Raw genomic sequence first — 24,663 nt, 5'->3', positions numbered from 1 at the left:
CGCACCGGATTTAAAATTTAACGCATTGCGTAAACTTATATTTCACGCGAGCCGCCTTTGAAATTTGCGTTTAAATTTTGCGATCACAGCACCCTGAGGTTGTCTGAGAGGAAATACATAAAAATCCCGAGCCCAAACATCACGAAAAGCCCCAAAAATTCGACGTAAAGCTTCAGGCTTACGAGCCGCTTTGAGCTTAGCTCGTTTGCCTTCGCGCCGAAAAGCGCGGCTAGAAATATCACGACGCTCATTCCAAAACCGATGAAAAGTGCACTTGCGACGCTAAGCGCGAAGCTTCCGAGGCTGAAGGCAAGCACGAAAATAAGGATCGTGCCAGGGCAGGGCACGAGCGCCGCCGCAAGCGCGATAAGCCACTCTCGCCCTTTCTCGCCGCCGCCAGTCGCGCCATTTCGCAGCGAGCGAGATGAGGTTTGGTTTTTTAAATTTGCAGAATTTAAAGCCTGTTTTTGCTCGTTTTGGCTAGACGAGTTTTCCTCTAAATTTGCGGCTAAATTTGAATCCGAATTTAGCTCTGCCGTTGCGGCGCCTAAATTTTTGGCATCCAAATACTGCGCGGATTCGCCGCTTTGGATATTAAATTTAGAAAATTTATAACTCTTTGACGCTGCGTGAGCGGAATCCCTAGCGTTTGCAAACGCCGTATTTTTTAAGTGCGCGTCCGTCTCTGCGGTGTTTGCAACGGAAGCGCAAGCGGCGCAGGAGCAGCCCGCATCGTGGTGGGCGCCCGATCTTATGCGGCGAGCTTTGTCGTAGATGATGAGCGCCGTTATGACGATGATCAGAAGCGCCGAAATTTTCGTGGTGATCGAGGCGGAGTTTGCAGAGACGAGCCCTGCGACGTTTTGCAGCACGAACATGCTCGCGCTTACTAAAACGAGCGCTCCCAGGACGTGTAGAAGCCCGATTTTAAGGGCAAATCCGAAGGCTTTGACGTAGCTGCCGCCATGGGCTAGGAAATAGCTCGCCGTTAGCAGCTTCGCGTGCCCTGGGCCTGCCGCGTGGAAAAAGCCGTATATAAAAGAAAGCGCCAAGACCCATAGGATCGTGCTTGCGCTTGCATGCTCGCTGCTTGCGCGAAACGCCGTTTTGAGGCTTTTCATAAAATCCATCGTCTTTTGCGCGACAAATCCCAGCGTAGCCTCTTTTTGTGGCTCGCTTGAAATATTGTCGCTGTCGGATGCGGCGCCGTTTTTGCTCGCGCTATTTTGCGCTAAATTTAAAGAACTCTCCATGGGCGGCGTCGCTAGATTTTGCGTAGAATGCGTGGAATTTAAAGAGTTGTCTCGGATCGCCGTCAAATTTTCACCCGCGTCTTTATCTACAGACGCTGCAGAATTTGCGGGGCCACCTTTTGCCTGCGCGTCCTTTTTGGCGGTTTTATTAATCTGCGCGAGAGTATCCGAAGCGGCGATGTTTTTTTGAGCCTCTGCTGCAGCCTCCGAAACGATGTCGCCGACGGATCTTTGGTTTGATCTGCGCGCCGAGCTGGCATTAGGTTTTGTTTGCTCGCCTTGCGCAAGTTTATCCTCTGAGTCCACAAGACTCTGCTCGCTAGATACAAGACCATCCCGCGCTAAATCGGAGTTCGGCGCGCTTGAAATTGGCGGTTTTTTATCTGCGATTTTTGGCTTTTCGCCGCTAAATTCTATAAAAGTGGTGGCTAAATTTGAATTAGGCTTCGCTACAAAGCCCTCGCCCAGATTAATGGGCTTATCGTCAAGCATTTTGAAATTGAAAAATCCCTGATCGTCGTTAATGGAAATTTTAAGAACGCGGTTATTGCGCAGCTCGAAGCCGACCTTTTGATCGAACTCGAACACGAGTCTGCCCTTTTTGACGAGGCTTATTGCGTTTTTAAAATTTCCCTTGATCTGCGTGCCTACTAGGTTGCTAAGCGCGAGCTTTGCGTTTTTTGGCGCTTGATCGTAGAATTCCGCTTCGCAAAGATAGTTTTTGGGGGTTAGATAATCGGTCATCGCCTTAGTTATCTCGGCAAGCTCGCTATTTTCAAGCTTGGCATTGGAATTTATATCGTAGGTCTGCATTATGACGTCGGTAAAATTTTGAGAGAAAAGCCACGAAAAATGCAGACTCACGATCTTGCCGTCTTGTGCGACGGGAGTGATGCTAACGTGCGCAGTGGGCGTGTATAGGGCGCACAGAGCGCACGCAAATATCCGCGAGCTAAAGATCGCGGATAAAATTAAAATTTTAATAAATTTCATCAACTACAAATTTTCTCCGAAAACGTCGATCGTCTTTTTCATTGTCTCGTACCAATCTAGCGGCAGCTGATCGATCTCCATCACCTTTGCGCCCGTTTGTGCGGCGATGGTTTGCGCTGCCTTTTTGGAAAACTGCGGTGCGACGAAAATCACCTTGATCTTTTCCTCTTTGGCTTCCTCGATTAGCTCGGCTAAATCCGCAGGCTTAGGCTCTTTGCCCTCCACTTCGACTGCGATCTGCTCTAAATCGTATCGATGCGCGAAATAGCCCCAAGACGGATGATAAACCATAAATTTCTTTCCCTTGACGCCCGCTAATTTCTGCTTTGCGTAAGCGTCTAGCTCGTCAAGCTTTTTAGCAAATTTATCGAAATTTATTTCATAAATTTTAGCATCCTTAGGATACTGTTTGGTTAACGCGTCTTTAATATTTTTAGCTTGAATTTTTACAAGCTGCGGATCGAGCCAGATATGTGGGTCTAAACCGCCGTGATGGTGATGGTGCTCGTGCGCCTCGTGGTCTTTGTCACCATGCTCATGATGCGCGTCATGATCGTGATCATCGTGATGTGAGCTATGATCATGTTCGTCGTGATGGTGATGCTCTGCCATAGCCATTTTGGTAATGCCATCTTCGGTGCGGATTATCTTCATCTTCGGATACGATGCAGCAAGCTTTGGTAGCCAGACTTCATCAAATTCTATACCGACTGCAAAATACAGATCACTATTTTCTAGCATTTTCATCTCCGAAGGCTTAGGCTCGTATGTGTGCGGATCGGCGCCTTTGCCGACCATCGTATTTACCTGCAGGGTATCGCCTGCAATCTGTTCAACAAAATACTTCGTAGGAAGTATGGTCGTAGTGACCGTAGGTTTGGCGAATACTACGCAACTAGCTGCTAAAAGCGTGAAAATAAGCTTTTTCATAAAATTCCTTTCCAAAAAAAATTGCGGAAGTATATCAAAAGCAACTTAGTTGCAACTTAATATAAATTTATCTAAATTTCGCTATCATCGCTTAAATTTTAAAAAAGGCGTAAAATGGATCACAAAGATTTTTTAGCGAGTCACGATATTGCTCCTACAGCACTTAGAGTGCAGATCGTGCAGATCCTAAGCGAGAAAAAATGCCCGGTAAGCTATGATGAACTAGTAGAACTAACAGGTGCTAATAAAACCACGATATATCGCAATATAGCGCTTTTGGAAGAAAAAAATTTGATAATTACCAGCGAGAATAATCATAAAAGCTTTTATGAGCTCACCGACGGCGCCAAAGCGTATTTTATCTGTGAAAGCTGCCATAAAATGGAGGAGATTTCGATGCCTACTTTGCCACAAAAAAATGTCAAAAGTGTGCTCGTGCGAGGATTGTGCGAGAAGTGCGGCGGCTGAGGCAGGAAATTTAATCAAAAGCGCTCAAAGAAATTTGGCTAAAACGCTAGGGCAAAATTTAACCGATTTTTAACGGATTTTTATAAAACAAACGATATAATCCGAGCGTTTCATATTTTAAAAGGGAAAAATTCAGTGAATAAAAACGATACGATAAAAGCAATAGAGAAGTTTGTAAGTTCTCAAGAAATGACGATGTTTCGCCTGAAAAAGGGTATCTACGGCGATGCGATGAAAAACCTGGATCAGGTTTTTACGCCGTATAAGGAGTTTGCCGAGTTTTTCAAAAATCCCGCAAATAGGCTGCAGGAGCTGTTAGGCAACATCGCGTACGAATCGATTTTAAACTACACTGAAGCAGGGCTATCGCACTGCGAGAAGATCCACTCGATCTATTTTGTGGAATCCAAAGGACTTTTCAAAAGTGGGCTAAAGTATATCGAGCCTGATGCGACCGCGAGAGAAAGAGCCAAGAGTTATTACGACAAATTGCTGGAAAATAATGAGAAGCTTAACGAATATATCGATATCGGCTTGCAAAGGCTACATGGCTTAGAAGCAAAGGTTTTCGAGTAGGCTAGGCTAGCTTTGGGATTTGATTTGCGCGGCGAAATTCTATCGCAAATCCTTAGCGCTTAAAATTCTATGATTAAATTTCATACCTTTTGCAGATCGCAAACTTATACTATTTAATTCCGCGTTAGCGCCGCTTTTAATTGTGTATATAGCAAATAGGGTGGCTTGAGCAATTCCGTGGCGGCAGGCATTATCCGATAGGATCAAAGAAATAATCTAAATTTTTAAAGCTCAACGAAGCGGGTTAAAATAAGCAAGCTTGGCTAAATTCCGTGGAGCGACTAAAGAAAGTTCTAACATAAACTAGTGCTTAGTTGGAGTCTGCGAATTTGAAATTTCGCGGTTAGCGCGAACGGGAATTTAAAATTCTAGCGCCACTTTAGATTTTTGCGAAATGCGGAATTTTAAAAATAGGTATTGCGCCTGCAACAAGCAAAACGCAAGATTTGAAATTTACTAGAAAATGCTCGCTGCAAAGTAAAATTTAAAAGCTAGGCTGCAGGGCGATACAGCGTAAATTTTAATTTGCTCTATAGTGCAAAACGCATTCAGCAAGAGATATTTTTGGAAGCGGAAGGGGCGATAGAGAGCCGTAACGAATTATATCTGATTGCGCTAATACGACATTGTTGGTATATGCAGTTATGTAGCCGATACGTAAAAATTATTTAGTGGTGTCAATATGGTGAAGCGTGCGGTATAAATTTTAACTTGTTTTGGCGTGCTGTTTTAATATCTCTATCGCGCGCGGCAAATTTAAGCGGCTAAACTTATTACGATTAAAAAATTCTAAACGCGGATTAAAGCTTGGCGGCGAAATAAGCCTTGCTAGCACTCTGCTGCATCTTAATTTCGCCGCAAGCAACTTTATTTATCTGCCTTTTCGGCTTTATATTGCGCTAGCAGGGTGCCTAGCTCATCTTTTATGCGAAGCTTTTCTTTCTTCATCGCATCGATCTCCAGATCGCTCATATGCACTCTGCCGGCTTGTGCGTCGGCGATCTTGTGATCCAGCTCGTCGTGCTTCTCGAAAAGCGAATCAAATCGCGCGTTTTTGCCTTTTAACTCAGTGATTAAATATCTGTATTCATGAAACATGCTTTACTCCTTTGAAAAATTTATTTAAGTATATCAATAAAGCGCTTAAAACCTAATTTCAGCTATCAAATTTAGACTGAATTTCACGCATGAGATTCCAAATTTTAAAAGGTAAAATTTTAGTATTTAAAAATTTAAAACAGGCAAATTTAAATGATAAAATTTTAGGACAGAGCTTTAAAGCCCTGCCGCTATTCGCTATTTTCGAGACGAGATTTTTATTATGAAAGAGTAAGCTGTGAATCTTTATGATCTATAATCGGCGTTGATTTTTACGTAGTCGTAGCTAAGATCGCAGCCGTATGCACTAAACTCGCCATCTCCGAGTCCTAAATCGCACCAGATCGTAAAGCTTTTTTGTTGCATCACGGCGTGAGCCGCAGCCTCGCGCGCGGCGTCCAGCTCGCGATTTTGCGCGTCATAAAGTAGCACGTCATCGTATTTAATACGCAGCTTTTCTTCGTCGCATTCGATACCGCAGGCGCCTATGGTGGAGGCTATGCGACCCCAATTCGGGTCTTCGCCGAAGATCGCCGTTTTAACAAGCGGCGAATTGCTTAGCGCCTTCGCCGCCGTGCGAGCGTCTTCGGCATTTGCGGCGCCGCTTACTTTAAATCGCACCAGCTTGGTTGCGCCTTCGCCGTCTTTTACAAGCATCAGTGCAAGCTCGTGCGTAAGGGCGTTTAGCGCGGAGGCGAAAGCCTCCTTTTCGTAAGCGCATTTGGCGCTGCTGCATAGCATAATCGTATCGTTGGTGGAGGTGTCGCCGTCGACGCTTACTGTGTTGAAGCTCTGCTCCGCTGCTTTTTTTAGCAGCTCGTCCATATCTGCGCGCGGGATTTTTGCGTCGGTCAGGACGAAGCAGAGCATGGTCGCAAGCGCAGGATTGATCATGCCTGCGCCCTTGCAAACGGCTGCGATGTGAAATTTCTCGCCGTTTTCTAAAGAAATTTCATATGCAAGCTCTTTTTTTATCGTGTCGGTAGTCATAATGGCGGTGGCTAGGGCGTTCGAGTTTCGTGCCGAGAGGTTAAAATTTTGCGCGGCGGCGATAATTTTTTCCTTTTTGAGGCGGTATCCGATGACGCCGGTGGAGCTCATGACGGGGTTTATCAGAGGGATTTTTTTGCCAAGCTCGCTAAAAATTTCATCGATATCGGCGATGCCTTGCTCCCCGGTCATAGAGTTTGCGTTTTTAGAATTTACGAGGATAAAATTTGTTTTAAGCTCTCCGCCAGCGCGCTCTTGCGCCCTTTTGAAATGCCTAATCGGCGCGGCTTGAAATTTATTGCTCGTAAAGATCGCGCTTACGGCAAAGGGCTCGTCTGCGCGGATAAATCCTAGATCGTTGCCCTGTTTTTTAAAGCCCGAATTCACGCCGTCAAAATAAAAGCCCTCGACATTCTGCAAGCCGCCCTCGAGCTTAGTAATTTTAAACATATCTCATCTCCTGCGGCTTGTATTTGCTACGGATGAGTTTTTTGGTGTTGCGGATACCCTCTGCCGTGCCGATGACTAAAAATTTCACCCCAGTACCGATGAGGTAGTCGCCATCCGGCATCGGAATGAAGCGGCTGTTGGGCTCTTTGATTCCCACGACGTCGGCGTTTGTAAAATCACGCAAGCGAGTTTCTTTTAGGCGCTTGAAGCGGATCCACGAAAAATCGGGCACCGTAATCTCCTCGATATCGATAAGCGAGTCTTTTTTATACAAAAATCGCTCCAAAATGTTTTCCATATCAGGGCGCACGCTGATCGCAGAGAGCCTTTGTGCGGCGAGTTTGGATGGTGAGACGATAGAATTTGCGCCGAGTTTTTTTAGCCTCTCGGTGTCGCTGTCATCATCGCTATTTGCCATTATGAAGTATGGGGTGATGCGACCAAGCTCCTTTTCGTAGAGGCGTACCAGCGAGATTATTGCGATATTATCAGCTAAATTTGGACTTAGTGTAATGACGGATTTTGCAGATGACAGATGCGCTTTTAGCATTGTAGTTTCTACATGCGGCTCGCCTACGATGAAATATGGATAGCGGTTTTCTTCGGCGATTTTGGCTAGAGCGGGATCGGGGTCGATCACGACAAAAGGTAGATGATTTTCGCGAAACTGCTTGGCAAGCTCGGCGCAGTAGATGTTGTTGTAACAGATAATGTAGTGGTTTTTGAGCCTTGCGATGTTATTGATCATTCGTTGCTCCCTAAGTAAATTTTGAAGTTTGCCGTTTTTTATGACCTCGACGACGACGCCCAGGCAAAACGAAAAGGTTCCAAAGCCCATAAGGATGAATAAGACGGTAAAAATTCTACCCGCGGGCGATATCGGCGCTACTTCGGTAAAGCCTACCGTCGTGAAGGTCATACCCGCCTGATAAAAGGCGTCTACGAGCGAAAAGCCCGCTATAAAGACATAGCCTAATGTGCCGATTAGCATCATCAGCACGATGGTTATCAGCGGTAAGCGAAAAGGGCGTAGCTGGTCGTAAATTTCTGTATAGAGGTTGATGTCCGGCTTAGTCGAGCCGGACCAGTCGAGGAATCGCTTGATCTTGTCCAAAACAGACATAAATTCCTCTTTAAGAGGTTATTTTGATTGCTTTTTCATAGTTCGTAGAGTTGAGGCGGCGACTTTGATTCGTCTGGTTGAGCCGTCTTGTAGCTGAACGCGGATGGTGCGTAGATTGACCTGGAATTTCTTTTTGGTCCTGTTATTTGCGTGGCTGACGTTGTTTCCTACCATCGCACCTTTGCCGGTGATTGCGCATCTTCTTGCCATAATAAATCCTTGATGATTAAAATAAATGGCGATTATAGCGAAAAAATTTCAAATTATGCTTAAAATCCGCCGCGGTTCAAATTTAGCGAAATTTATGACAAAACTAAGTAAAATTCCGCATCTTGAAATTTTAAAGGAATCTTAATGTATGTCGCACCCAGCATTTTATCGGCGGATTTCGGCAGGCTCGCGGAGGAAATTCGCGCAGTCTGCGAAGCGGGCGCCGATCTCATTCACGTAGACGTGATGGACGGACATTTCGTACCCAATCTTACGATCGGACCGCTTGTAGCGAGCGCCGCGGCAAAGGCGAGCAGCAAGCCTTTAGACATCCATCTGATGGTTAAAAACGTGCCGTTTTTCGTCGATCTTTTTTTGCCGCTAAAGCCGAAATTTCTTAGCTTCCACATCGAGGAGGAGCAGCACCCTCTGCGCCTCATAGATCATATACGCCGCAGCGGCGTCTCGCCCGCAGTCGTGCTAAATCCGCACACTCCGCTTAGCGTGCTGGAGTTTATCTTGGGCGAAGTCGATATGGTGCTTTTGATGAGCGTCAATCCGGGCTTTGGCGGGCAGAAATTTATCCCCTCGGCGCTTGAGAAAATTAAGCAGCTGCGCGAGCTGATCGATCGCAAAGGCGCAAAATGCCTCATTGAGGTCGACGGCGGCGTAAACGGGCTGAATATTGCTGGTATCGATGAAGCCGGCGCCGACGTCGTGGTAGCGGGCAATTACATATTTTCTTCAAACGACTACGCGGAGGCGATCCGTGCGCTTAAAATTTAGGCGCGGCACAGGGGTAAAATTTTGACGCGCCAGATCGAAAATCTCATAAATTTACTGGCTCAAAAGAGCATAAATTATTACGATTTTATCTCAAAAGCAAGCGATATTGCCGAGATTACCGAGCTTTTCGAGCCAAAAGACCTTTCGATGTGGCGAGCGCTGGGCATAGAGATAATAAAACTCGACAACGGCAAAATCACGCTCAAAACCCGCGAGACGGACATTTCGGATGAAATTTTTTGCTTTGTGGACATCGAGACGAACGGCGGGCTCTCAAACGGTCAGATCATTGAAATCGGCGCGATAAAAACGCGCGGCACGCAGGAGCTCGATCGTTTCGAGAGCTTCGTTTACGCGCCCGCCGTGCCCGAAAATATCACCGAGCTTACCGGTATCTGTGCGGACGATCTTGTGGGCGCGCCGCCGCTAGCTAGCGTGCTGGAGCGGTTTAGGCTGTTTTTAGGCGATAGCGTTTTTGTGGCGCACAACGTCAAATTTGACTATGGCTTCATCGACGCGAGCCTGCAAAAATGCGGCTTTGGGATGCTTTTAAATCGCAGGCTCTGCACCGTAGAGCTCGCGCGCCGCACGATCGAGGCGCAAAGATACGGGCTCGGCTCGTTAAAAGAGCTTTTAGGCGTGCAAAACGTCCACCACCGCGCATTTAGCGACGCCATTTCCTGCTTTGAAATTTTCAAATTCGCGCTCTCGCGGCTGCCGTGGAGCGTGCAAAGCACCGAGGATCTGATACTTTTTAGCAAAACCGCAAAGAGTCTGGCGCTGCCTAAGCCGCAGCTTTCTGGGCGCGGCGAGGGCGAAATTTTATAAATCGCGCGCCGAATTAAGAGATGAAATTTTAGTGAAATTTCGCGCCGCCGTTTGAAGGATAAAATTTGCGCTTTTAAGCGGCGGCGCTTTAATCTGCGCGGATTGCGGTAGCGTAAATTCGATCCGAGCGATTTTGGGCGGCGAAAATCGGCGCGTATGGACCTAGATTTTGAAATTTTACCCTTGCCGTAGCGATTGAATGCGCATAATCGCGCCGGTGCAAATTTAAAGCGCTACTGCGGCAAGATGTGATTGCGAGCGAACCGAAACGGCGCGAATTTAAGCAGGCGCAGTTTTAAATCGCATTGCGATCGCACCGGATTTAAGTGCAAATGCCCGCAGCGGCGCCCTCTACGTATGCCGGCTAGGCGGATCATGCGATTTTAATTTACTCGGGCGGATGCGGCAGCGAGCGCTCGTGAAGCCTTTTTGCTTTCGCGGCTTTGATTTTTGCGGTGATAAATTTTGTGCCCGTCCGCGGTTTTACAACCTTGCTTCGGGCGAATTTTATGAGCGCTTGTAGTCGCGTGGATGCGCCCGAAGCGTCGCGCGCTTTAAATTTTAAAATTTAGCCTAGGCGCGCGAATTCGATGCTTTAAACTCTAAAATCAATAAATTTTGCCCGCGTCTGCGCGTCTTTTGCGTCCTAAAAGCGATAAATTTAGCGTGCCCGTGTCGCCGCCGCAGATACGCTAGGCGCGAGGGTTTTCCGCATTCGTCGCTTAGAATTTTAAGATTTGATTTTAGCTTGACGACCTGATCGGTACGTGCCCGTGCTGAAAATTTTAAAATGGAGCTTTATAAAATTTTGCGGCGCCGACCGAAAATGGAATTTCATAAATTTTTATCGCAAAACACAGCGCGATCGGAGCAAATTTAAACGCAAGCCCACTCTTACCATAGCGGCGTACGGCGACCGCATATGCACTAAATTTAGCGATAAGCAAATCTGCGATCCCAATAATACGAATTTGCGCAGACGCAGCCCGCCTCTCATCAAAGCGTCATCGGAGGGCTTGACGGGCTTTGCGAGCGAGCGGAGTAATGTGCCGCCGCCATCTTTGCAAGAAGCGTTATTTTGCGATTGAGCGGTCTTTTCCGCCTCAAAAAGGGCATATCGTGAGCTAAAATTTAAACAAAATTTCATTAAGCGCGGCGCTGCTTTTAAATTTACGTTGCAAATTCCATAGGCTGCGAATATGGCGGTTAAATTTTAAAATTCTATCTGTTTTAGTCATGTCTTGAGGTTATGTGTTGCGAGGGTTCGCGAGCCGCTTGATTGGAAAATGAGTTTTAAATCATTCCTAGCGTATATGCTCGCGCAGTAAAGTGTAATTTTGCGCCGAAAATTTCACGCCGCTATTTCACCGTCGAGCCGTCCACTGTCTTACCTTTCATCCGATCACTCCGTATTTCAAACGCGCTAGAATTTCGGAAAAGCTCCGTTTTAATGCAAAATTTTATCTGCCTACCATGGTCTGTGGTGGATGAAATTTTGCCGCTCGCCGCGAGACGCGCGCAGTATTCGCTTGCCGCGCATGCATGTGATAGCCCGTATCCTCTTGCCGCAAGCCGCCGCTTTACCAACGTCCATCGTTGTAGGCTCTCGCCTGCTTCTTCGCGTATATTTTTGTGCCTTGTAAGCTGCGCGTCACCCCATCTGCGTCAAGATCAAGCCGTACCTTTAAAGCACGCAAATCTATCCTACATAAAATTTTCGCTTCTTCGCTGTGCTCGCCGCCTGCCACACTTTGTCGTGATTATTATGTTGCGAGCCGCCGCCGCCTTATTTCGCAACCGCACCTGTCACGCATACATACCGTGCTCGCTGCTAATTTTAGCGCCTGTGCTTTAAATTTCAGTCCAAAAGCCCTATTTGGCGCCGCGTCCGAGCATAAACAATCTCACTGCTTGTTCGGCGACGCGGGCTAAATTTTGTGTTGCGGTCTCTTTTTCCATCGCGCGCTCAAGGCTCATCGGTTCGTTTAGGATGCAAAAAAATGCGCCTATGCCTCGCTCATTACAGCCGCCGGCACAGGGCGATATGCCGCCTGCCAGCGCGATTACGGGCACGCCGTAAGAAGCAGCAATCTTTGCGACACCGCAAGGGGTTTTACCCATCGAGCTTTGAAAATCGAGCCTTCCTTCGCCTGTGATGACGAGCTCGACGCCTTTCATATCGCGATCTAGCCCGATCTCTTCGGTGATGATGTCGATGCCAGGCTTAAGCGTCGCGTTTAGAAAGCTCACGAAGCCAAAGCCTAGCCCGCCGGCAGCTCCTGCCCCGGGACTATTCCAAAGCTCGCGTCCAAGATGTTTGCTTACGATGCTTGCAAAATTTATAAGTCCCGCATCGAGCTGCTTTACCATCGCCGCATCCGCGCCCTTTTGCGGAGCGTAAATATATGCCGCGCCGTTTTCGCCGAAGAGCGGATTATCCACGTCGCAGGCGATGAGAAACTCACACTCTTTAAGATGTGGTAGCACCGAAGTGCAATCTATCGTGGCGAGTTTAATCAGATCCTCGCCCGCTCCCGCAAGCTCTGCGCCATTTGCATCTTTAAATTTAAAGCCGAGCGCGCGCAGCATCCCCATGCCCGCGTCATTCGTAGCACTTCCGCCGATGCCGATGATAAACTTTCGCGCGCCGTGTGCGATCGCATGCGCTATCATCTCGCCAAAGCCATAAGTGCTCGTTTTTAGCGGGTTGCGGCGCGATTTTTCGATGAGCGGCAGACCCGATGCGGACGCCATTTCTAAGATGCCTAGCTCGCCTTTTAAGGCGTAGCGCGCGGGCGTTTTTTCGCCTAACGGGTTTGCTACGATGACGTCCATGAACCTAGCTTTTAGCGCGTCGGCAAGGGCTTCAACGCTGCCTTCGCCGCCATCTGCGATAGGTTTGACGAGCACCTCGCAGCCTAGCTTTTCGATGCCTGATTTTACGGCGTTGCCCGCCTCAAGCGAGCTAAGCGAGCCCTTAAACGAGTCGATCGCGACTAAAACTTTCATATTTTTCCTTTAGCTGGTATTTTAAAATTTTGGAATTTTACAGCGCGTAGGCTAAATTTACGATGACAAGACTGAAGCAAGAGTAGAATTTTAAAATCTCGTTGCCAAATTTATGGGGCAAATTCTAAAATTTCATGTCGTGGAATTTTAGAATTCTGTAAGCCATAGAATTTCGGCTAAATTTTAAAATTCCGTAGCGATAGAATTTTAAAATTTCGCTCCTTGAGGCTTTGTGTGTAAATTTAAAACTATGTTAAGCGAAATTTTAATACTAAGGCATTTGCGCGACGCGGGCTAGCTACGTAAATTTAAAGAATTTTATGTAGCTAGCCGCTGGTAGATGCCCGTAGCGCTCCGCACTGATTTAGCGCAGTAGCGGCTAGAATAAGCTAGCCTATATCAAAAACAGCGACAAAATCCACACGCTGATCATACCCGTAATGCCCATAATTAGGGTTAGCATGGTCTGTGTGCGGTAGCCTTGCTGCGGATTCATCTTGCTGAAATTCGTAACGACCCAGAAGTAGCTGTCGTTAGCGTGCGAAACGGTCATCGCGCCCGCTGCGATCGCCATTACCACAAGCGCGCCGGACATTTCGGAGGTGAAGCCCAGTACCTGCATCAGCGAGCCGTCTGCGTTAAATGCGCCCATAATCGAAGCTGTAGTGATGATCGCCACGGTGGAGCTTCCTTGTGCGGTTTTTAAGACGGCTGAGATTAAGAACGGGAAGAAAATACCCGCGGCTTTAATCGCGGTCGCATTATCCTTGATGTAGGTTACGAAGCCGGCGTCGGTGATGACCTTGCCTAGCACTCCGCCCGCTGCGGTGATGAAGAGGATCGGGCCTACGATTTTTAAGGATTCGTTGGTGATCTCGCTAAATTCGCCTAGTTTGCCGGTTTGTGCGAGCAAAAATACCGCAAAAACTACGCCCAAGGCTAGCGCGATGATAGGATTTCCTAAAAATTGCGAAATTTCGCCTGCAAACCCGCCTACTTTTAGGATCTTGGCGACGGAACCCAGCGCCATAAATAGGATCGGCACCAAAATAGGGGCTAAGCTTAAAAATCCGCCCGGCAATTTGCCGTATTGTTTAAGCAGATCGTCGTAGCTTTTGGCGATGACTTCATTGGCTTCAGCCTCGCTTATATGCACGCTCTTGGCGACTTTTTTGGAAAAAAAGTATGTAGCGATCAGCACCGGCAAGGAGACTACCGCGCCCATTGCGATTACGAGCAGCAGATTGCCGCCTAGACCTACGGCGCCTGCTGCGGCGATCGGTCCCGGAGTCGGCGGGATGAATACGTGCGAGGCGTAAAGTCCGCCGGAGAGCGCTACTGCAAGAGCGACCGGATTTTCGCCGATTTTTTTGCTGATCGCTTCTCGGATTGGGTTTAAAACGACGAAGCCGCTGTCGCAAAATACGGGGATACCTACGATCCAGCCCATTATGAGCATCGCAAGCTCGGGACGCTTTTGCCCGACTACGTTTACGACCATATCGGCGAGTTTGAGCGCCGCGCCGGTCTTTTCAAGCACGGTGCCGATGAGCGCGCCGAAGATTATGACGATACCGATACTCTTAAACGTGCCGCTGAATCCGTCGCCGATAATCGCGGGGATCTTGGCTAGCGGTATGCCCGCGACGATTGCGAGCGCCAGGGAGATAAGCATTAGCGCCAAAAACGGGTGAACGCCTGCTTTGGAGATCAAAAAAATCATCACGACGACTGCTATGGCGAAGCAGATGATTAACGCAACACCGCTCATAAAAGCTCCTTGAATGGATTTAATTTGCCCGCAAGCGGTTTAAGCTTAAGCTCCGTTTGCGCCTCAAATTTAATGCGGTAATTTTAGCGAAATTTTAATATAAAGCAAGAATGGCGGCGTTAAATTCATGAAAATTTATGATTTATGCGGAAATGATGGACTGGCTAGCGGAATTTATCGGTTGGAATTTATCGGTGCCGCGCGGCGAGAGGCGGTTTAAATTTTAAAATTTGCAGCGTTTGGCTTGACTCACGTTGCGCGGCGGCGGAAATTTTATCGCGGATCTGCCGTCGTGGTGCAGTAATGGGAGGCGGTGCGCTTGCACTTTACACGCAGGTTTGGCAGCTTGGGGGCGTGAGCGACGCGGGCGACTTTGCGGCGCTTGCTGCGGCGGCAGTGGTGGAGATAGGGCGGCAGTGGCGGAGGTGGCGGTGAGGCAGCGGTGGCGGGACTTTTGATATACAATCAGCGATGATAGAATTTTGATCGCAAACTACTTGCAGCAGCGGCGATAAAATTTTAATTGAAACTATCGGTAGCAGTAGTGGCTGAATTTTATTAAAACTATTGACGCAGCGGCGAAATTTTGATTTTAGCGGCGCCAGAGGAGCTTTTTTAAAAGATCAAATTTTAATCAAAGGCAAAAGCGGCGTCGTCGTAGCTTCGATCAAAACGGCGCATAGCGGCTCGGATAAAAACCGGCGGCAATGCCCGATCTCTAAAATTTTAATCAAGAATACTTGGGATGCAAGAATTTATAGCGATAATCTTAGCTCGCCCGAGTTAAAATTTTGATTGAGTATATGGCGATAGAATTTCATTTAAAGCTAGCAGTAGTGAAATTTTCAGCTTCGAGAACGGCAGGAATTTTATTACTTGAAGGCAGTGGGGAGGGGATTTACAGCTTTTTATATGATTTTTCTGTGAGTTTGCCGTGATCTTTTCGCAATTTTTTAAAATTACAGATGGTATTGTGCGGTTTATATGTGACGAAATTTTACGGTTCGGTGAAATTTATAAGAGCCATTTAAATTTACACAGTCGCTTAAATTTATAAGCTACTGCGCCTCTTTTTGAGCACTCTTTGCGCGCGTAAATTTTAATCGGCAGCTCTATCTAATCCGCAAAATTTTAGTTTTTGAAATTTTATAAATTTTCGAGCTTGCGTTTTGACTGAAATTTTTATCCACGACCTCGTCCGCCGCCGCTTTCGCCCAGGCTTCGTCGAAGTTTTGTCCGTTTAAATTTGCGCTGCTGGAGTAAAGCCAGTCAAATTGCCTCAAAAACTCCTCGTGAGCGCACTCTTTCACGACACGCACGGCCTTGGCGTTCGGATATAAAAACGTCGTTTTTCTCGCGCGGCGCACTAAATTTTTAAATTTAGCGGGCACGCGAGCGAGATTTTTTAGCTCGCTAAGCTTTGCCGTCGTTATGAGGCAGGGCTTGTCCGCCGCTCGGCCTTTGAGCGCGTTTATCTCGCGAAAATCCTTGCTCAAAAATCCCGCCGTCGTATCGGTCTGCGCCAAATAGATCATTTCTCCTCCAAATTTACGCCTTTTTCCTATCTTTGGCTAGCAAAAATATGCACGAGACAATGAGCGTAAAGCCCGCAAAATCAAGAAATACGAACTCCGTCCCCAGCCAAAAATAGGCAAACGCCGCCGCGCTCACTGGCTCGATGCACGCTATCATGCTCGCCCTGCTCGCGCCTATTATCTTTAGCCCCGTCATGTAAAAGCTAAACGCGCATATCGTGCCCAGGATCACCACCGCAGCAAGCGCCGCAAAGCCCTGCGCGTCGCTCACGCCACCTAGCTGCCAAACCCGCGTGTAAAGCGCAAGCGCGCCGCTGCCGATGACCATGCCCCAGCCTAAATTTAGCGCAATGGGGTATTTTTGATTTAGCTTCGTTGGGATGAGGCTGTAGATCACGACGCCAAGCGCGCTAATCAGGCACCAAACCAGCGCCTCCGCGCTGATAACGAGCGAACCCAGATCGCCGTGAGTGGCGAGCAGCACGACGCCCAGTACCGCCAAAATGAGGGCGATGAGTTCGACCTTTTTAGGCGCACGCCGCTGTAAAAAGCAAACGACGGCGAGGATGAGCGCGGGCGCGGAGTACTGGATCACGGTCGCGACGGCGGCGTTTGAGAGCTCAATGCTGTAAAAATACGCATATTGCGTCATCATGAGCCCAAAAAACGCATAGATGAGCAGCTGCGGCAATAGCGCGCGATCTTTTAGCGGAGCGAGGGCTGTGCGCGGCGAACGCGCTAAATAGTACGCCACCATCGCAAGCCCGGCAAGGCTCAAGCGGTAGGGTACGAGCCAGTCGGCGCTAACGCCTTTTTGCGTGAACAGATACTGCCCGCAAACGCCGCTAAAGCCCCATAATACGCCGCCAAGAAGGGTGATGAAAACGCCAAAAAATTCGCTCTGAGATCTCATTTGCCGCCTTAAATTTAAAGCCAAAGTATATAAGCTTATGCTTAAGCTGGGGTTAAATTTGGGAGTTTGAGCGCGGCTGCGAGCTAGTTAAATTTGAGCAGGAGTTAATACTGCGAAGCTGGATTTATTAAGCCCAATTAAACGACAAAAACTCTAAAATTTAAAACAAAAGGGATCAAATTTGGGCGAAACGACTTTTACGATTATATTTTACTGCGCTTGTACGCTGTTTTTGACGGCTGTAGGTTACTTTGCTTTGGGCGTTTTGGCGAAATTTATGCTTTTATCAAATTTGCAGCGCGCCTTTGCTTGCAAGATCCCAAATTTAGCCTCGTCATGTTCGCGCCCGCGTGCATTTTATCGCTTTATATCGCGTTGGTTTCGCAAAATATCATTTTTAATTTTACTTGGAGCACCTCGGCAAATATTTTCGGCGGGCCGGCTTCCGGGTTGCTTTTAGATGCGCTACTTTTTGGATTTTCGCTGATTGCAAGGCTAGAGGAGCGATATTTTTACGTTTTTTCGTTTCGCTTGGCGCTTTTAGAGCTGCTTTGCGGGCTTATTACGGCGATAATTTCAAGGGATATTTTTAGCATTTACGTCCCGTGCGCGCAGATTTTGCTCGTATTTTGTGTATGTTTTGACTTTTTGTTTCTGAGCGCGGCGAAAGCAAACGCGAAGCTGCTAGATGATTTGAGCGCAAAAAATGATTTAAGCGAATCAGAAAAACTAGCCAAAGAGGCGCTAGAGCGGCTCACAAACTCGCCGAATAAAGAAGAAGCGCTACTACAAGCAAATTTTATCAGAATAAAACTAAAGCAAATACGCCGTGCGGCTTAAATTTATGGTTTTAGCCGTTTAAATTTAGCGTTTCGCGCGTCAAATTTGAGCTAAATTTGCGCTCATTTATCGACGAGTACGGTCAAATTTAAACAACCTTTAACGAGTCGGCTAGCGTTGTCTAAATATCCGTCCGAAAAACGCAGCCGTTTGGCGAGCCCTAAGCAAAACAAAGGCCCATAGCTGCCTACAAATCTGCATAATAAGATACGCCGACATCATCACGCAAAAATTTGCAATGCCAAAGCCTATCATTTCATAGTATAAAAATAATTCTAGCCTCACCTGTGCTATGAACTCTCGCGTCGGGCGATAAGAGTGCCATACGCTATAACCCGAGAAAAAATCATCAAGTCCGCCGAATACCAAAAAGCATACGATAAGCGTAAGCAAAATAATACCTTGCGAAAGCGCCTGGGCGTTGTTTTTGTTTTCCTCGAGCCTACCGGTAGCTCCTTTTGCCACGCCGTAAAGTCCCGCAAACAGCAAACAAACTAGCATAAAAAAACATAAATAACTAAGATGAAACGCCGCTACGTCGCCAAAGGTGGTTTTAGTCTGCGCCACGTTTATAGCCGGATAAAAACCTGCCATAAACGTCATAAAGGCCCTAAAAACCGCGTGAGCGGACAAGATGTCTTCGGGCACGATAAATAGGCTCAAAGCTGCCAAAACATAAGCGATCAGGCTAATAAAAAAGGCGATTTCAAGCTTCCTTGCGGCTAATCTTAATCTTGCTTTTAGTCTTATCATTTTCTTGCTTTATATTTTGATCGCAAACGGCGCAAGCGGGAATCTAAAGAGTTTTTAATTCCGTGCGCCATGCGGTAGGATTTTAAAATTTCAGAGTCTATGGTAGCGCTCGGCCAAATTTAAATACAAATTTAACCTCTAAATTTGGCTGAATTTACGTACGTCAAATTTGCGGGCTAAATTTGACGTCCGAATTTACGGTTTTAGTTTCTTGATCTCACTCGCCGCTCAGATGCTCCTGTAGACTCTTAACCTCCAGCGCGCGGCCAAATTTAAAACGGCGCTTTAAATTTAGACTAGCGCCAACTCTAGCACCTCTTCGATCCGCTCTACCGGCGTTATTTTCAGATCGTTTTTGACCTCGTCCGGGATCTCAGCCAGGTCGCGCTCATAGTTTTTGCGTGGGATCAGCACTTCGGCGATTTTGGCTTTGTGTGCGGCGATGAGCTTCTCTTTGAGCCCGCCGATTGGCAGCACCTTGCCGCTTAGCGTGATCTCGCCCGTCATCGCAAGATCTGCGCGCACCTTGCGCTCGCTTAAAATCGACGCGATCGCCGTGCTCATCGTGATGCCCGCGCTCGGTCCGTCCTTCGGCGTCGCGCCCTCGGGCACGTGGATGTGAAGATCGAATTTGTTGTAAATCTGCTCCGAACTTTCGGAATTCTCCTCTGCGCTTAAATTTCGTGCCGCTGAGCTTTTAGACGCGCCGCCGTTTGTGCGTAATGCGGAGTTTCTGCCCGCGCGTGAGGCTTTTGTTGCGCCCGTCTTCGCGTCTTGGCCTGCTTTGAGCTTACCCTCGTCGATCAGCACCTTTACGACGCTAAAGGCGATCTGCGCGGATTCTTTCATCACGTCGCCGAGCTGGCCCGTGATCGTCATCGCGCCCTTGCCTTTGATCTTGACCGCTTCGATCTTGAGCACATCGCCGCCTACTGCAGTCCACGCAAGCCCGTTTACGATGCCGATTTGATCGCACTTTTCGACCTCATCAATCTCGAAAACCTTTTTATTTAGAAATTCGCTTAAATTTTTCGTCGTAACGACGATTTTTTTAAACTCTTTGTCTTTTAAAATTTTAACCGCGACCTTGCGGAAGATCGCTGCGATCTGGCGGCGCAAATTTCGCACACCGCTTTCACGCGTATACTCTTCGATGATCTCGGCAAGGGCTGCCGGGTTGATCGCTACGTCGGCTGATTTTAAGCCGTGGCGCTGCAGCTCCTGGGGGATCAGATAGTCTTTAGCGATCTGAAATTTCTCCTGCGGCGTGTATGAGCTAAGCTCGATAAACTCCATCCTATCGCGCAGCGGCGCAGGTATGAGAGATACGTCGTTTGCCGTGGCGATAAAGATGATCTTGCTAAGATCGATGTTGAAATTTAGATAATAATCCCTAAAGCTCGAGTTTTGTTCGGGGTCTAAAATTTCAAGCAGAACCGCCGTCGGATCGCCCTTGTATGAGCTTGAAATTTTATCGATCTCATCAAGCACGATGACGGGGTTCATCTGATTTGCCTCGATGAGCCCTTGTACGATACGACCAGGCATCGCGCCGATATAGGTGCGGCGGTGTCCGCGTAGCTCGTTTACGTCCTCAAGCCCGCCCAAAGCGATACGGATGAGTTTGCGCTTAAGCGCGGTCGCTATAGAGTTCGCAAGGCTCGTCTTGCCCACGCCGGGAGGGCCGTAGAAGCACAGGATCGCGCCGCCATTTTTGCCGTCCTCCTTACTCTTCTTGCCGCTTGTGCCACGAAGCTCTAAAAGCTGCTTTAGCGCGAAATACTCCTCAATGCGCGCCTTGGGCTTTTTCAGGGAGTGGTGGTCTTTATTTAGCTGCGCCGTAACGCCCTCGATGGACATCTTATGCTTGGCGGTCTTTTCAAAAGGCACCTCCAAAACCCAGTCCAGATAGCTCTGCACTAGCCCCGCATCGGCGCTGTCCGGATGGAGGCGGGCAAATTTATCGATCTGCTTTTTGATCTCTTTGTAGGCATCCTCGCCCAAATAGGGCTTTTTGGCCTCTAGCTTTTTGCGGTACTCCTCGATCTCGACGTCACGATCGGCATCGCCGCCTAGCTCCTTTTGGATCTGCTTGAGCTGCTCTTTTAAAAAATACTCTTTGTTCGTCTTGTCGATCTTGGAGTGAACTTTGCTTTTGATCTCCTTTTCGAGCCTCTGTGCTTCGATCTCGTCGGAGATGTAGTTGATGAGGTTGAAAAGACGCTTTTGCAAGTTGCTCTCTGTAAAAAACGAGTAGGCTACCTGCTTTTTTAGGCGCAGTGCGCTTAAAATCAGGTCGCAGACGCGCGCGGCGTCGGTGCCGTCGTCGATGGTTTTTAGCAGATCGTTCGGGAAAAAATGCGTGAGCGTGCTAAGCGTCTTGGTTTTTTCTTTCAGCACGCTTACTAACGCGTCTAATTTCTGGTCATTGCCGCGCTCGTCATGGATGATATCGACGGTAGCGATTAACGGATCTTGCGAAATTTCTTTTACGATTTTACCTTTTAGCGCGCCTTGAAATAAAATTTTAACCCGACCGTCGGGAAGCGGCACGGTTCTCATCACAGAGCCCACGACGCCTGCGTTATAGATACCGCCGAAGCTTCTATCGCCGTTAAATTCCGACTTTGAGCTTACGACCATTATCATAGATTCGTTTTTGGCTGCTAGATCGAGAGCCTTTTTGTTATGCTCGTCGCCGACGAAAAGGGGCGCTATCATAAACGGATATAAAAATAGCTCGTCCTCGACGATGATAGGTAGATCGCTCGGGAAGGTTGTATTTTGCATCAGTTGCATCGCTCCTCCTACTCAAAGATCGCGCGATACCAAGGCGAGCGCGGTTTGATGACGTCGGTGCCGTTTAGCGGGGATTCTTCGATGCGCTGCTCGTAAATTTTGGCAGAACTTTCGCGGTCGGTGCGCTGGTAAAGATCTTTGATGTCGATATTTAGCTGATGCTCGGCAAGCCTAAGCTTTGTTAGCATCGTCTCAAGTAGCGGACGATACTCGCTCTGTGGATATTCAGCTATAAATTTTCGAATTTCGTCGATGCTGTTTAGCATTAGCTTTTGGTTGCGATTTGGGCGGCTAAAGGAATCGAAATTTGCTCTAATTTTTAGAAATCTTGCGTATTCGATCTTTTGCGTCGTGCCGTAGAGACGGATATATTCGTCTAGGTATTTGTTTGCTTTCTCGTAGTTTTCATCCTCCACAAAAGCCCACGCCATAATGAGTGTCATCTCCTCAAGCAGCGGAGAGGCGATGTGTTCGCTAGAAAAGCTAGTGTAGTGCTTCTCGGCATCCTCCATATTTGCGTTGTTGATATCTTCTAAAATTTTAGAATACCATGCCTCGGGGCTTAGATTAAAAAGCTCGCCGTCGCCTTTGCCACTGCAGCCGCCGATAAACGCGATAAATAGGAGAGCGGATAGAATTTTACTTAGATTTGTCATAAAAAATCCTTGGAATTTATTTAGCTCGTAATTTTATAGTCTTTGAGTAAATGCAAGCTTAAATTCCGCGTCCAAATTTAAAAATGGAATTTCTTTAAAATTTTTATGCGTTCGGGCTTAAAAATCTTTGTAAACCAAAAAAATTTACGCGATAAATTCTAAATTTAAGTTTAACAATAGTATAATTAGCGCCGATAACGCAGAGTAAGTTTGCGTTTCCGTAATTTCAAAATTTTAAAGAAAGGATGTAAGATGAAAAAAGGTTTTACTCTAATTGAGCTGATCTTTACTATCGTGATTTTGGCGATTACGACGATGGCGATCCCGCGTATCGTCGCGCAGACGACCGAGCTAAATGCCCTTGCGATCAAAGAGGAGCTTGTATATAACGCTAAAGCTTTTATGTCTCGTATATCTAAAGCACAGTGGGATAACAATTGGATTGGTTATGCTACTACTAGCTATAAGTGCGAGGAAGGCTATGAGGATGGCTGCATAGCGAGCTCCAAGGCTAGGATTTTAACCATAGACTCGAATACCATTGACGGTACGGAGCCTAGACCGGGAATTTTGGAGGAGCCTAATAAGCGTGAGGTTTCCCCTGCATTACCGACTTTAAAAAGGCATTTCGGTGGAATTGCTAAAAAAAAAGGCGGTCTTTATAGAGATGTTGACGATTACGATGGCTTTACGACCGATATAACAGTCGGTAATTTGGTAGGCTCTAGCAGTAAGGGCGATTTTATACTTAATACGAGGATAAAGGTAGATGTGGATTACGCCTATGAGCCTTTTAATAAGGAAGAGTATGCTAAGGGCGTCAATCTTAAAGGTGTTCTTAGCGATAAGCCGTACCATTTTGTTAGTTATGATGGGCCGCCGCCTCCTGGTGCTAATAACGCTCCTTTTACTAATATTAAGATGGTTAGGGTATCTGCGGTGGATCTAAACGATGCTGTGGCTAGAGACGGCAATAGTAGTAAAGCGGTCGTTTTAAAGGCGTTTCTATCCAATATCGGCGTCGGCTACCAGACGACCGCCACTAGACGATATAATTGATAGGAGCACGAGATGAAAAGAGGTTTTACTCTTATAGAGCTTGTGTTTGTTATCGTAGTGCTAGGTATCATCTCGATGTTTGGCGCTGATCTATACACTAAGATCTATAAATCCTACGTGCATGTGCGCGCGGTAAACCAGCTCGAAGCTAGAACGCAAAATGCGATGATGCTAATAACAAATCGCTTGGAAGATAGAATAAAAAGCTCTACTATAGGCAGAGAACTTAGCTCAAACCAATTTGTGCCAATTAGCGCTTTAGATGATCCAAAATACGATATATTAGAGTGGATCGGACAAAGCGTAGAGACGAGAAATATAAATAAGAGAAATCCGGGCTGGAGCGGCTTTATGTCGATGTCTCAGCTTCGAGATATCAAATGGAAAGCGGATGCAGATAAAGGAGATGCCGGCTATATAGCGGATACTAGAGTTGCGTTTAATATGGTATCTTTGGGTAGCGACTTCCCGGAAGTAGCTAAAATAGTTAGGAATTTAAGGGCTAAGACATACAACGTCCCTTCTGTCAATTACGAGGTCGCCGTTATATTTGGGATAGTCACGAACGACGCTTCGCCTACTAGCGTAAATATAGGCTACGGCTACGATAGAAAGGTCGACGTGAACGGTAGCAACCGCGTACTAATCGCCGTAGGTAGACCTAGCATTGCTGGTAGTGGTAAGATACAAGGCGAAACTATCAGGATAAATCAGTATCCGCTTAATCCAAACAACGATAACTCGCAGGAATTCTCCGAGCAGTACTATATAGCTCATAGCGCTTACGCGATTGTTCCCGCTCAGGTCGTAACATATACGAAAGACAATGCGGGCAATTTGAGTAAGAATTTTAATCTACTTTTTAAGTATAACTATCGTCCTTGGAGCACTGCTAAAGATGATGCGAACTCGTATGATAAGGCTAGCAGTGCGTTACTAGCCGAGGACGTGAGCTTGTTTAGGTTTAAGGACGATAACGGCGCTGTCGCGCTTAAGCTATGTATGAGAGACGACGGCAGAAATTTTGATCCTTCGGAGCTGGATCTAAACGTTTGTAAAGCACAGGTGGTGTACTAATGAAAACTATGCAAAAAGGCTTTGCTCTAGTAGCAGCCATATTTTTTATCATCATTGTAGCGACTACGGCGATTACGGCACTATCTATCGCGTCTATGACGGCTCGCGATGTCAATAATATCCAAGGCAGAGAGCAGGCGCTACTGCTAGCTCAGAGCGCTACGGAGTTAGCCGTCCTTGCTATGCAAAAGCATGAGTATCTAACTACCGAGCTTAAGGAAAAGGGCTCTACGGCTGCGACTAATCCTACATTAAATACGATTACGCTTGAGTATCCGTCAAATGATCCAGCTCAAAAGATGTTTGATATCACCGTGACATTCGGATATTTCGATAGACAGCTAGGTGCGCCCGGCAATCATACCGTCGCTTATAGTAATTTTGGGCAAGGCTCGTCAGAAAGTCTTGCGAACGGTAGTGTGGGCAGAATTTTAAGCCATGCTGCGCTTGTAGATGTGGTAGTAAAATCTAATGTAGCGGTTATGGGAAGGCCACAGATCACATATCATAGGCGTACTATTCAAAAACCATAATGCAAAGGAGAGA

General features: G+C 47.1%; 25 protein-coding genes. 10 read left to right on the top strand and 15 right to left on the bottom strand.

Translation table 11 applies throughout. The annotated features are described in order from the left end of the window. Positions 1-83: 83 nt before the first annotated feature. Both QZ367_RS08480 and QZ367_RS08475 read right to left on the bottom strand, forming a co-directional pair. Positions 84-2,246: a DUF1007 family protein gene (locus tag QZ367_RS08480; RefSeq protein WP_291939622.1), complete on the bottom strand. Its 2,163-nt coding sequence runs from the start codon at positions 2,244-2,246 to the stop codon at positions 84-86. 3 nt (positions 2,247-2,249) lie between these two features. Further along, the gene (locus QZ367_RS08475) at positions 2,250-3,176 is read right to left on the bottom strand and encodes a zinc ABC transporter substrate-binding protein (RefSeq protein WP_291939620.1); all 927 of its coding nucleotides are present in this window, start codon (positions 3,174-3,176) and stop codon (positions 2,250-2,252) included. A 114-nt stretch (positions 3,177-3,290) separates the two neighbouring features. On the opposite strand from QZ367_RS08475, the gene QZ367_RS08470 reads away from it, so the two are divergent. Next, positions 3,291-3,644 (top strand): HTH domain-containing protein, encoded by a 354-nt coding sequence (locus tag QZ367_RS08470; protein ID WP_291939617.1) that lies wholly within the window; start codon positions 3,291-3,293, stop codon positions 3,642-3,644. A gap of 135 nt (positions 3,645-3,779) precedes the next feature. Further along, a complete protein-coding gene (locus QZ367_RS08465; protein WP_291939615.1) occupies positions 3,780-4,220 on the top strand; it encodes a hypothetical protein in 441 nt (146 codons plus the stop codon). Positions 4,221-5,087: 867 nt separating this feature from the next. Here the strand turns inward: QZ367_RS08465 and QZ367_RS08460 are convergent. From QZ367_RS08460 to rpmB, 4 genes are all read right to left on the bottom strand, one after another. After that, entirely contained in the window at positions 5,088-5,318 is a 231-nt protein-coding gene (locus tag QZ367_RS08460; protein ID WP_291939612.1) for a YdcH family protein, read from the bottom strand. Between the two features lie 246 nt (positions 5,319-5,564). Then, positions 5,565-6,758, bottom strand: a complete 1,194-nt coding sequence (gene argJ, locus QZ367_RS08455) for a bifunctional glutamate N-acetyltransferase/amino-acid acetyltransferase ArgJ (RefSeq protein WP_291939609.1) — start codon at positions 6,756-6,758, stop codon at positions 5,565-5,567. Further along, positions 6,751-7,881 (bottom strand): potassium channel protein, encoded by a 1,131-nt coding sequence (locus tag QZ367_RS08450; protein ID WP_177387602.1) that lies wholly within the window; start codon positions 7,879-7,881, stop codon positions 6,751-6,753. The genes argJ and QZ367_RS08450 overlap by 8 nt, the downstream gene beginning before the upstream one ends. Before the next feature lie 18 nt (positions 7,882-7,899). Beyond that, complete coding sequence (gene rpmB, locus QZ367_RS08445) at positions 7,900-8,091, bottom strand: 50S ribosomal protein L28 (protein ID WP_291939605.1); 192 nt, start codon at positions 8,089-8,091, stop codon at positions 7,900-7,902. 144 nt (positions 8,092-8,235) lie between these two features. On the opposite strand from rpmB, the gene rpe reads away from it, so the two are divergent. Together rpe and QZ367_RS08435 are read left to right on the top strand one after the other, a co-directional pair. Next, positions 8,236-8,877 (top strand): ribulose-phosphate 3-epimerase, encoded by a 642-nt coding sequence (gene rpe, locus QZ367_RS08440; protein ID WP_291939602.1) that lies wholly within the window; start codon positions 8,236-8,238, stop codon positions 8,875-8,877. A 21-nt stretch (positions 8,878-8,898) separates the two neighbouring features. Then, positions 8,899-9,705, top strand: coding sequence for a 3'-5' exonuclease (locus QZ367_RS08435; protein ID WP_291939599.1), 807 nt, complete (start codon positions 8,899-8,901; stop codon positions 9,703-9,705). A 785-nt stretch (positions 9,706-10,490) separates the two neighbouring features. On the opposite strand, the gene QZ367_RS08430 is transcribed toward QZ367_RS08435, so the two are convergent. The 4 genes from QZ367_RS08430 to QZ367_RS08415 all read right to left on the bottom strand — a co-directional run bounded on the left by QZ367_RS08430 (position 10,491) and on the right by QZ367_RS08415 (position 14,485). Further along, positions 10,491-10,652 carry a hypothetical protein gene (locus QZ367_RS08430; RefSeq protein ID WP_291939596.1) on the bottom strand — a complete coding sequence of 54 codons (162 nt, stop codon included), beginning with the start codon at positions 10,650-10,652 and terminating at the stop codon, positions 10,491-10,493. A 412-nt stretch (positions 10,653-11,064) separates the two neighbouring features. After that, positions 11,065-11,292 (bottom strand): hypothetical protein, encoded by a 228-nt coding sequence (locus QZ367_RS08425; RefSeq protein ID WP_291939594.1) that lies wholly within the window; start codon positions 11,290-11,292, stop codon positions 11,065-11,067. Positions 11,293-11,577: 285 nt separating this feature from the next. Continuing rightward, entirely contained in the window at positions 11,578-12,714 is a 1,137-nt protein-coding gene (locus tag QZ367_RS08420) for a glycerate kinase (protein ID WP_291939591.1), read from the bottom strand. A 394-nt stretch (positions 12,715-13,108) separates the two neighbouring features. Continuing rightward, entirely contained in the window at positions 13,109-14,485 is a 1,377-nt protein-coding gene (locus QZ367_RS08415; protein ID WP_291939588.1) for a GntP family permease, read from the bottom strand. A 303-nt stretch (positions 14,486-14,788) separates the two neighbouring features. Here QZ367_RS08415 and QZ367_RS08410 point away from each other — a divergent pair, with 303 nt between their 5' ends. Both QZ367_RS08410 and QZ367_RS08405 read left to right on the top strand, forming a co-directional pair. Next, a complete protein-coding gene (locus QZ367_RS08410) occupies positions 14,789-14,920 on the top strand; it encodes a hypothetical protein (protein WP_291939585.1) in 132 nt (43 codons plus the stop codon). A gap of 132 nt (positions 14,921-15,052) precedes the next feature. Continuing rightward, a complete protein-coding gene (locus QZ367_RS08405; RefSeq protein ID WP_291939582.1) occupies positions 15,053-15,280 on the top strand; it encodes a hypothetical protein in 228 nt (75 codons plus the stop codon). A 317-nt stretch (positions 15,281-15,597) separates the two neighbouring features. On the opposite strand, the gene QZ367_RS08400 is transcribed toward QZ367_RS08405, so the two are convergent. Further along, positions 15,598-16,020: a Sua5/YciO/YrdC/YwlC family protein gene (locus QZ367_RS08400; protein ID WP_291939580.1), complete on the bottom strand. Its 423-nt coding sequence runs from the start codon at positions 16,018-16,020 to the stop codon at positions 15,598-15,600. A 13-nt stretch (positions 16,021-16,033) separates the two neighbouring features. Continuing rightward, positions 16,034-16,933 carry a DMT family transporter gene (locus tag QZ367_RS08395; RefSeq protein WP_291939578.1) on the bottom strand — a complete coding sequence of 300 codons (900 nt, stop codon included), beginning with the start codon at positions 16,931-16,933 and terminating at the stop codon, positions 16,034-16,036. Positions 16,934-17,383: 450 nt separating this feature from the next. Here QZ367_RS08395 and QZ367_RS08390 point away from each other — a divergent pair, with 450 nt between their 5' ends. Beyond that, complete coding sequence (locus QZ367_RS08390) at positions 17,384-17,773, top strand: hypothetical protein (RefSeq protein WP_291939575.1); 390 nt, start codon at positions 17,384-17,386, stop codon at positions 17,771-17,773. 111 nt (positions 17,774-17,884) lie between these two features. Here QZ367_RS08390 and QZ367_RS08385 read toward each other — a convergent pair whose 3' ends face one another. The 3 genes from QZ367_RS08385 to QZ367_RS08375 form a co-directional block, all read right to left on the bottom strand. Continuing rightward, on the bottom strand, positions 17,885-18,526 hold the full coding sequence (locus QZ367_RS08385; protein WP_291939572.1) for a hypothetical protein: 642 nt from the start codon (positions 18,524-18,526) through the stop codon (positions 17,885-17,887). Positions 18,527-18,817: 291 nt separating this feature from the next. Continuing rightward, positions 18,818-21,325 (bottom strand): endopeptidase La, encoded by a 2,508-nt coding sequence (gene lon, locus QZ367_RS08380; protein WP_291939570.1) that lies wholly within the window; start codon positions 21,323-21,325, stop codon positions 18,818-18,820. A gap of 8 nt (positions 21,326-21,333) precedes the next feature. Then, complete coding sequence (locus QZ367_RS08375) at positions 21,334-21,981, bottom strand: outer membrane protein assembly factor BamD (RefSeq protein ID WP_291939567.1); 648 nt, start codon at positions 21,979-21,981, stop codon at positions 21,334-21,336. 252 nt (positions 21,982-22,233) lie between these two features. Between QZ367_RS08375 and QZ367_RS08370 the strand changes: the two genes are divergently transcribed. From QZ367_RS08370 to QZ367_RS08360, 3 genes are read left to right on the top strand one after another with little or no spacing between them, the layout of a single operon-like run. Continuing rightward, positions 22,234-23,040 carry a type II secretion system protein gene (locus QZ367_RS08370; RefSeq protein WP_291939564.1) on the top strand — a complete coding sequence of 269 codons (807 nt, stop codon included), beginning with the start codon at positions 22,234-22,236 and terminating at the stop codon, positions 23,038-23,040. Between the two features lie 12 nt (positions 23,041-23,052). Next, positions 23,053-24,117 carry a type II secretion system protein gene (locus QZ367_RS08365; protein ID WP_291939561.1) on the top strand — a complete coding sequence of 355 codons (1,065 nt, stop codon included), beginning with the start codon at positions 23,053-23,055 and terminating at the stop codon, positions 24,115-24,117. Next, positions 24,117-24,650, top strand: a complete 534-nt coding sequence (locus QZ367_RS08360; RefSeq protein WP_291939558.1) for a hypothetical protein — start codon at positions 24,117-24,119, stop codon at positions 24,648-24,650. Before QZ367_RS08365 ends, QZ367_RS08360 begins: the two co-directional genes overlap by 1 nt. The last annotated feature ends 13 nt before the right edge of the window (positions 24,651-24,663 follow it).

It is taken from the genome of Campylobacter sp., assembly GCF_019423325.1.
In the GTDB taxonomy this organism is placed as follows: Bacteria; Campylobacterota; Campylobacteria; order Campylobacterales; family Campylobacteraceae; genus Campylobacter_B.
The sequence above is the reverse complement of the archived record's forward strand: the minus strand, read 5'-3'. Positions and strand labels throughout refer to the sequence as shown.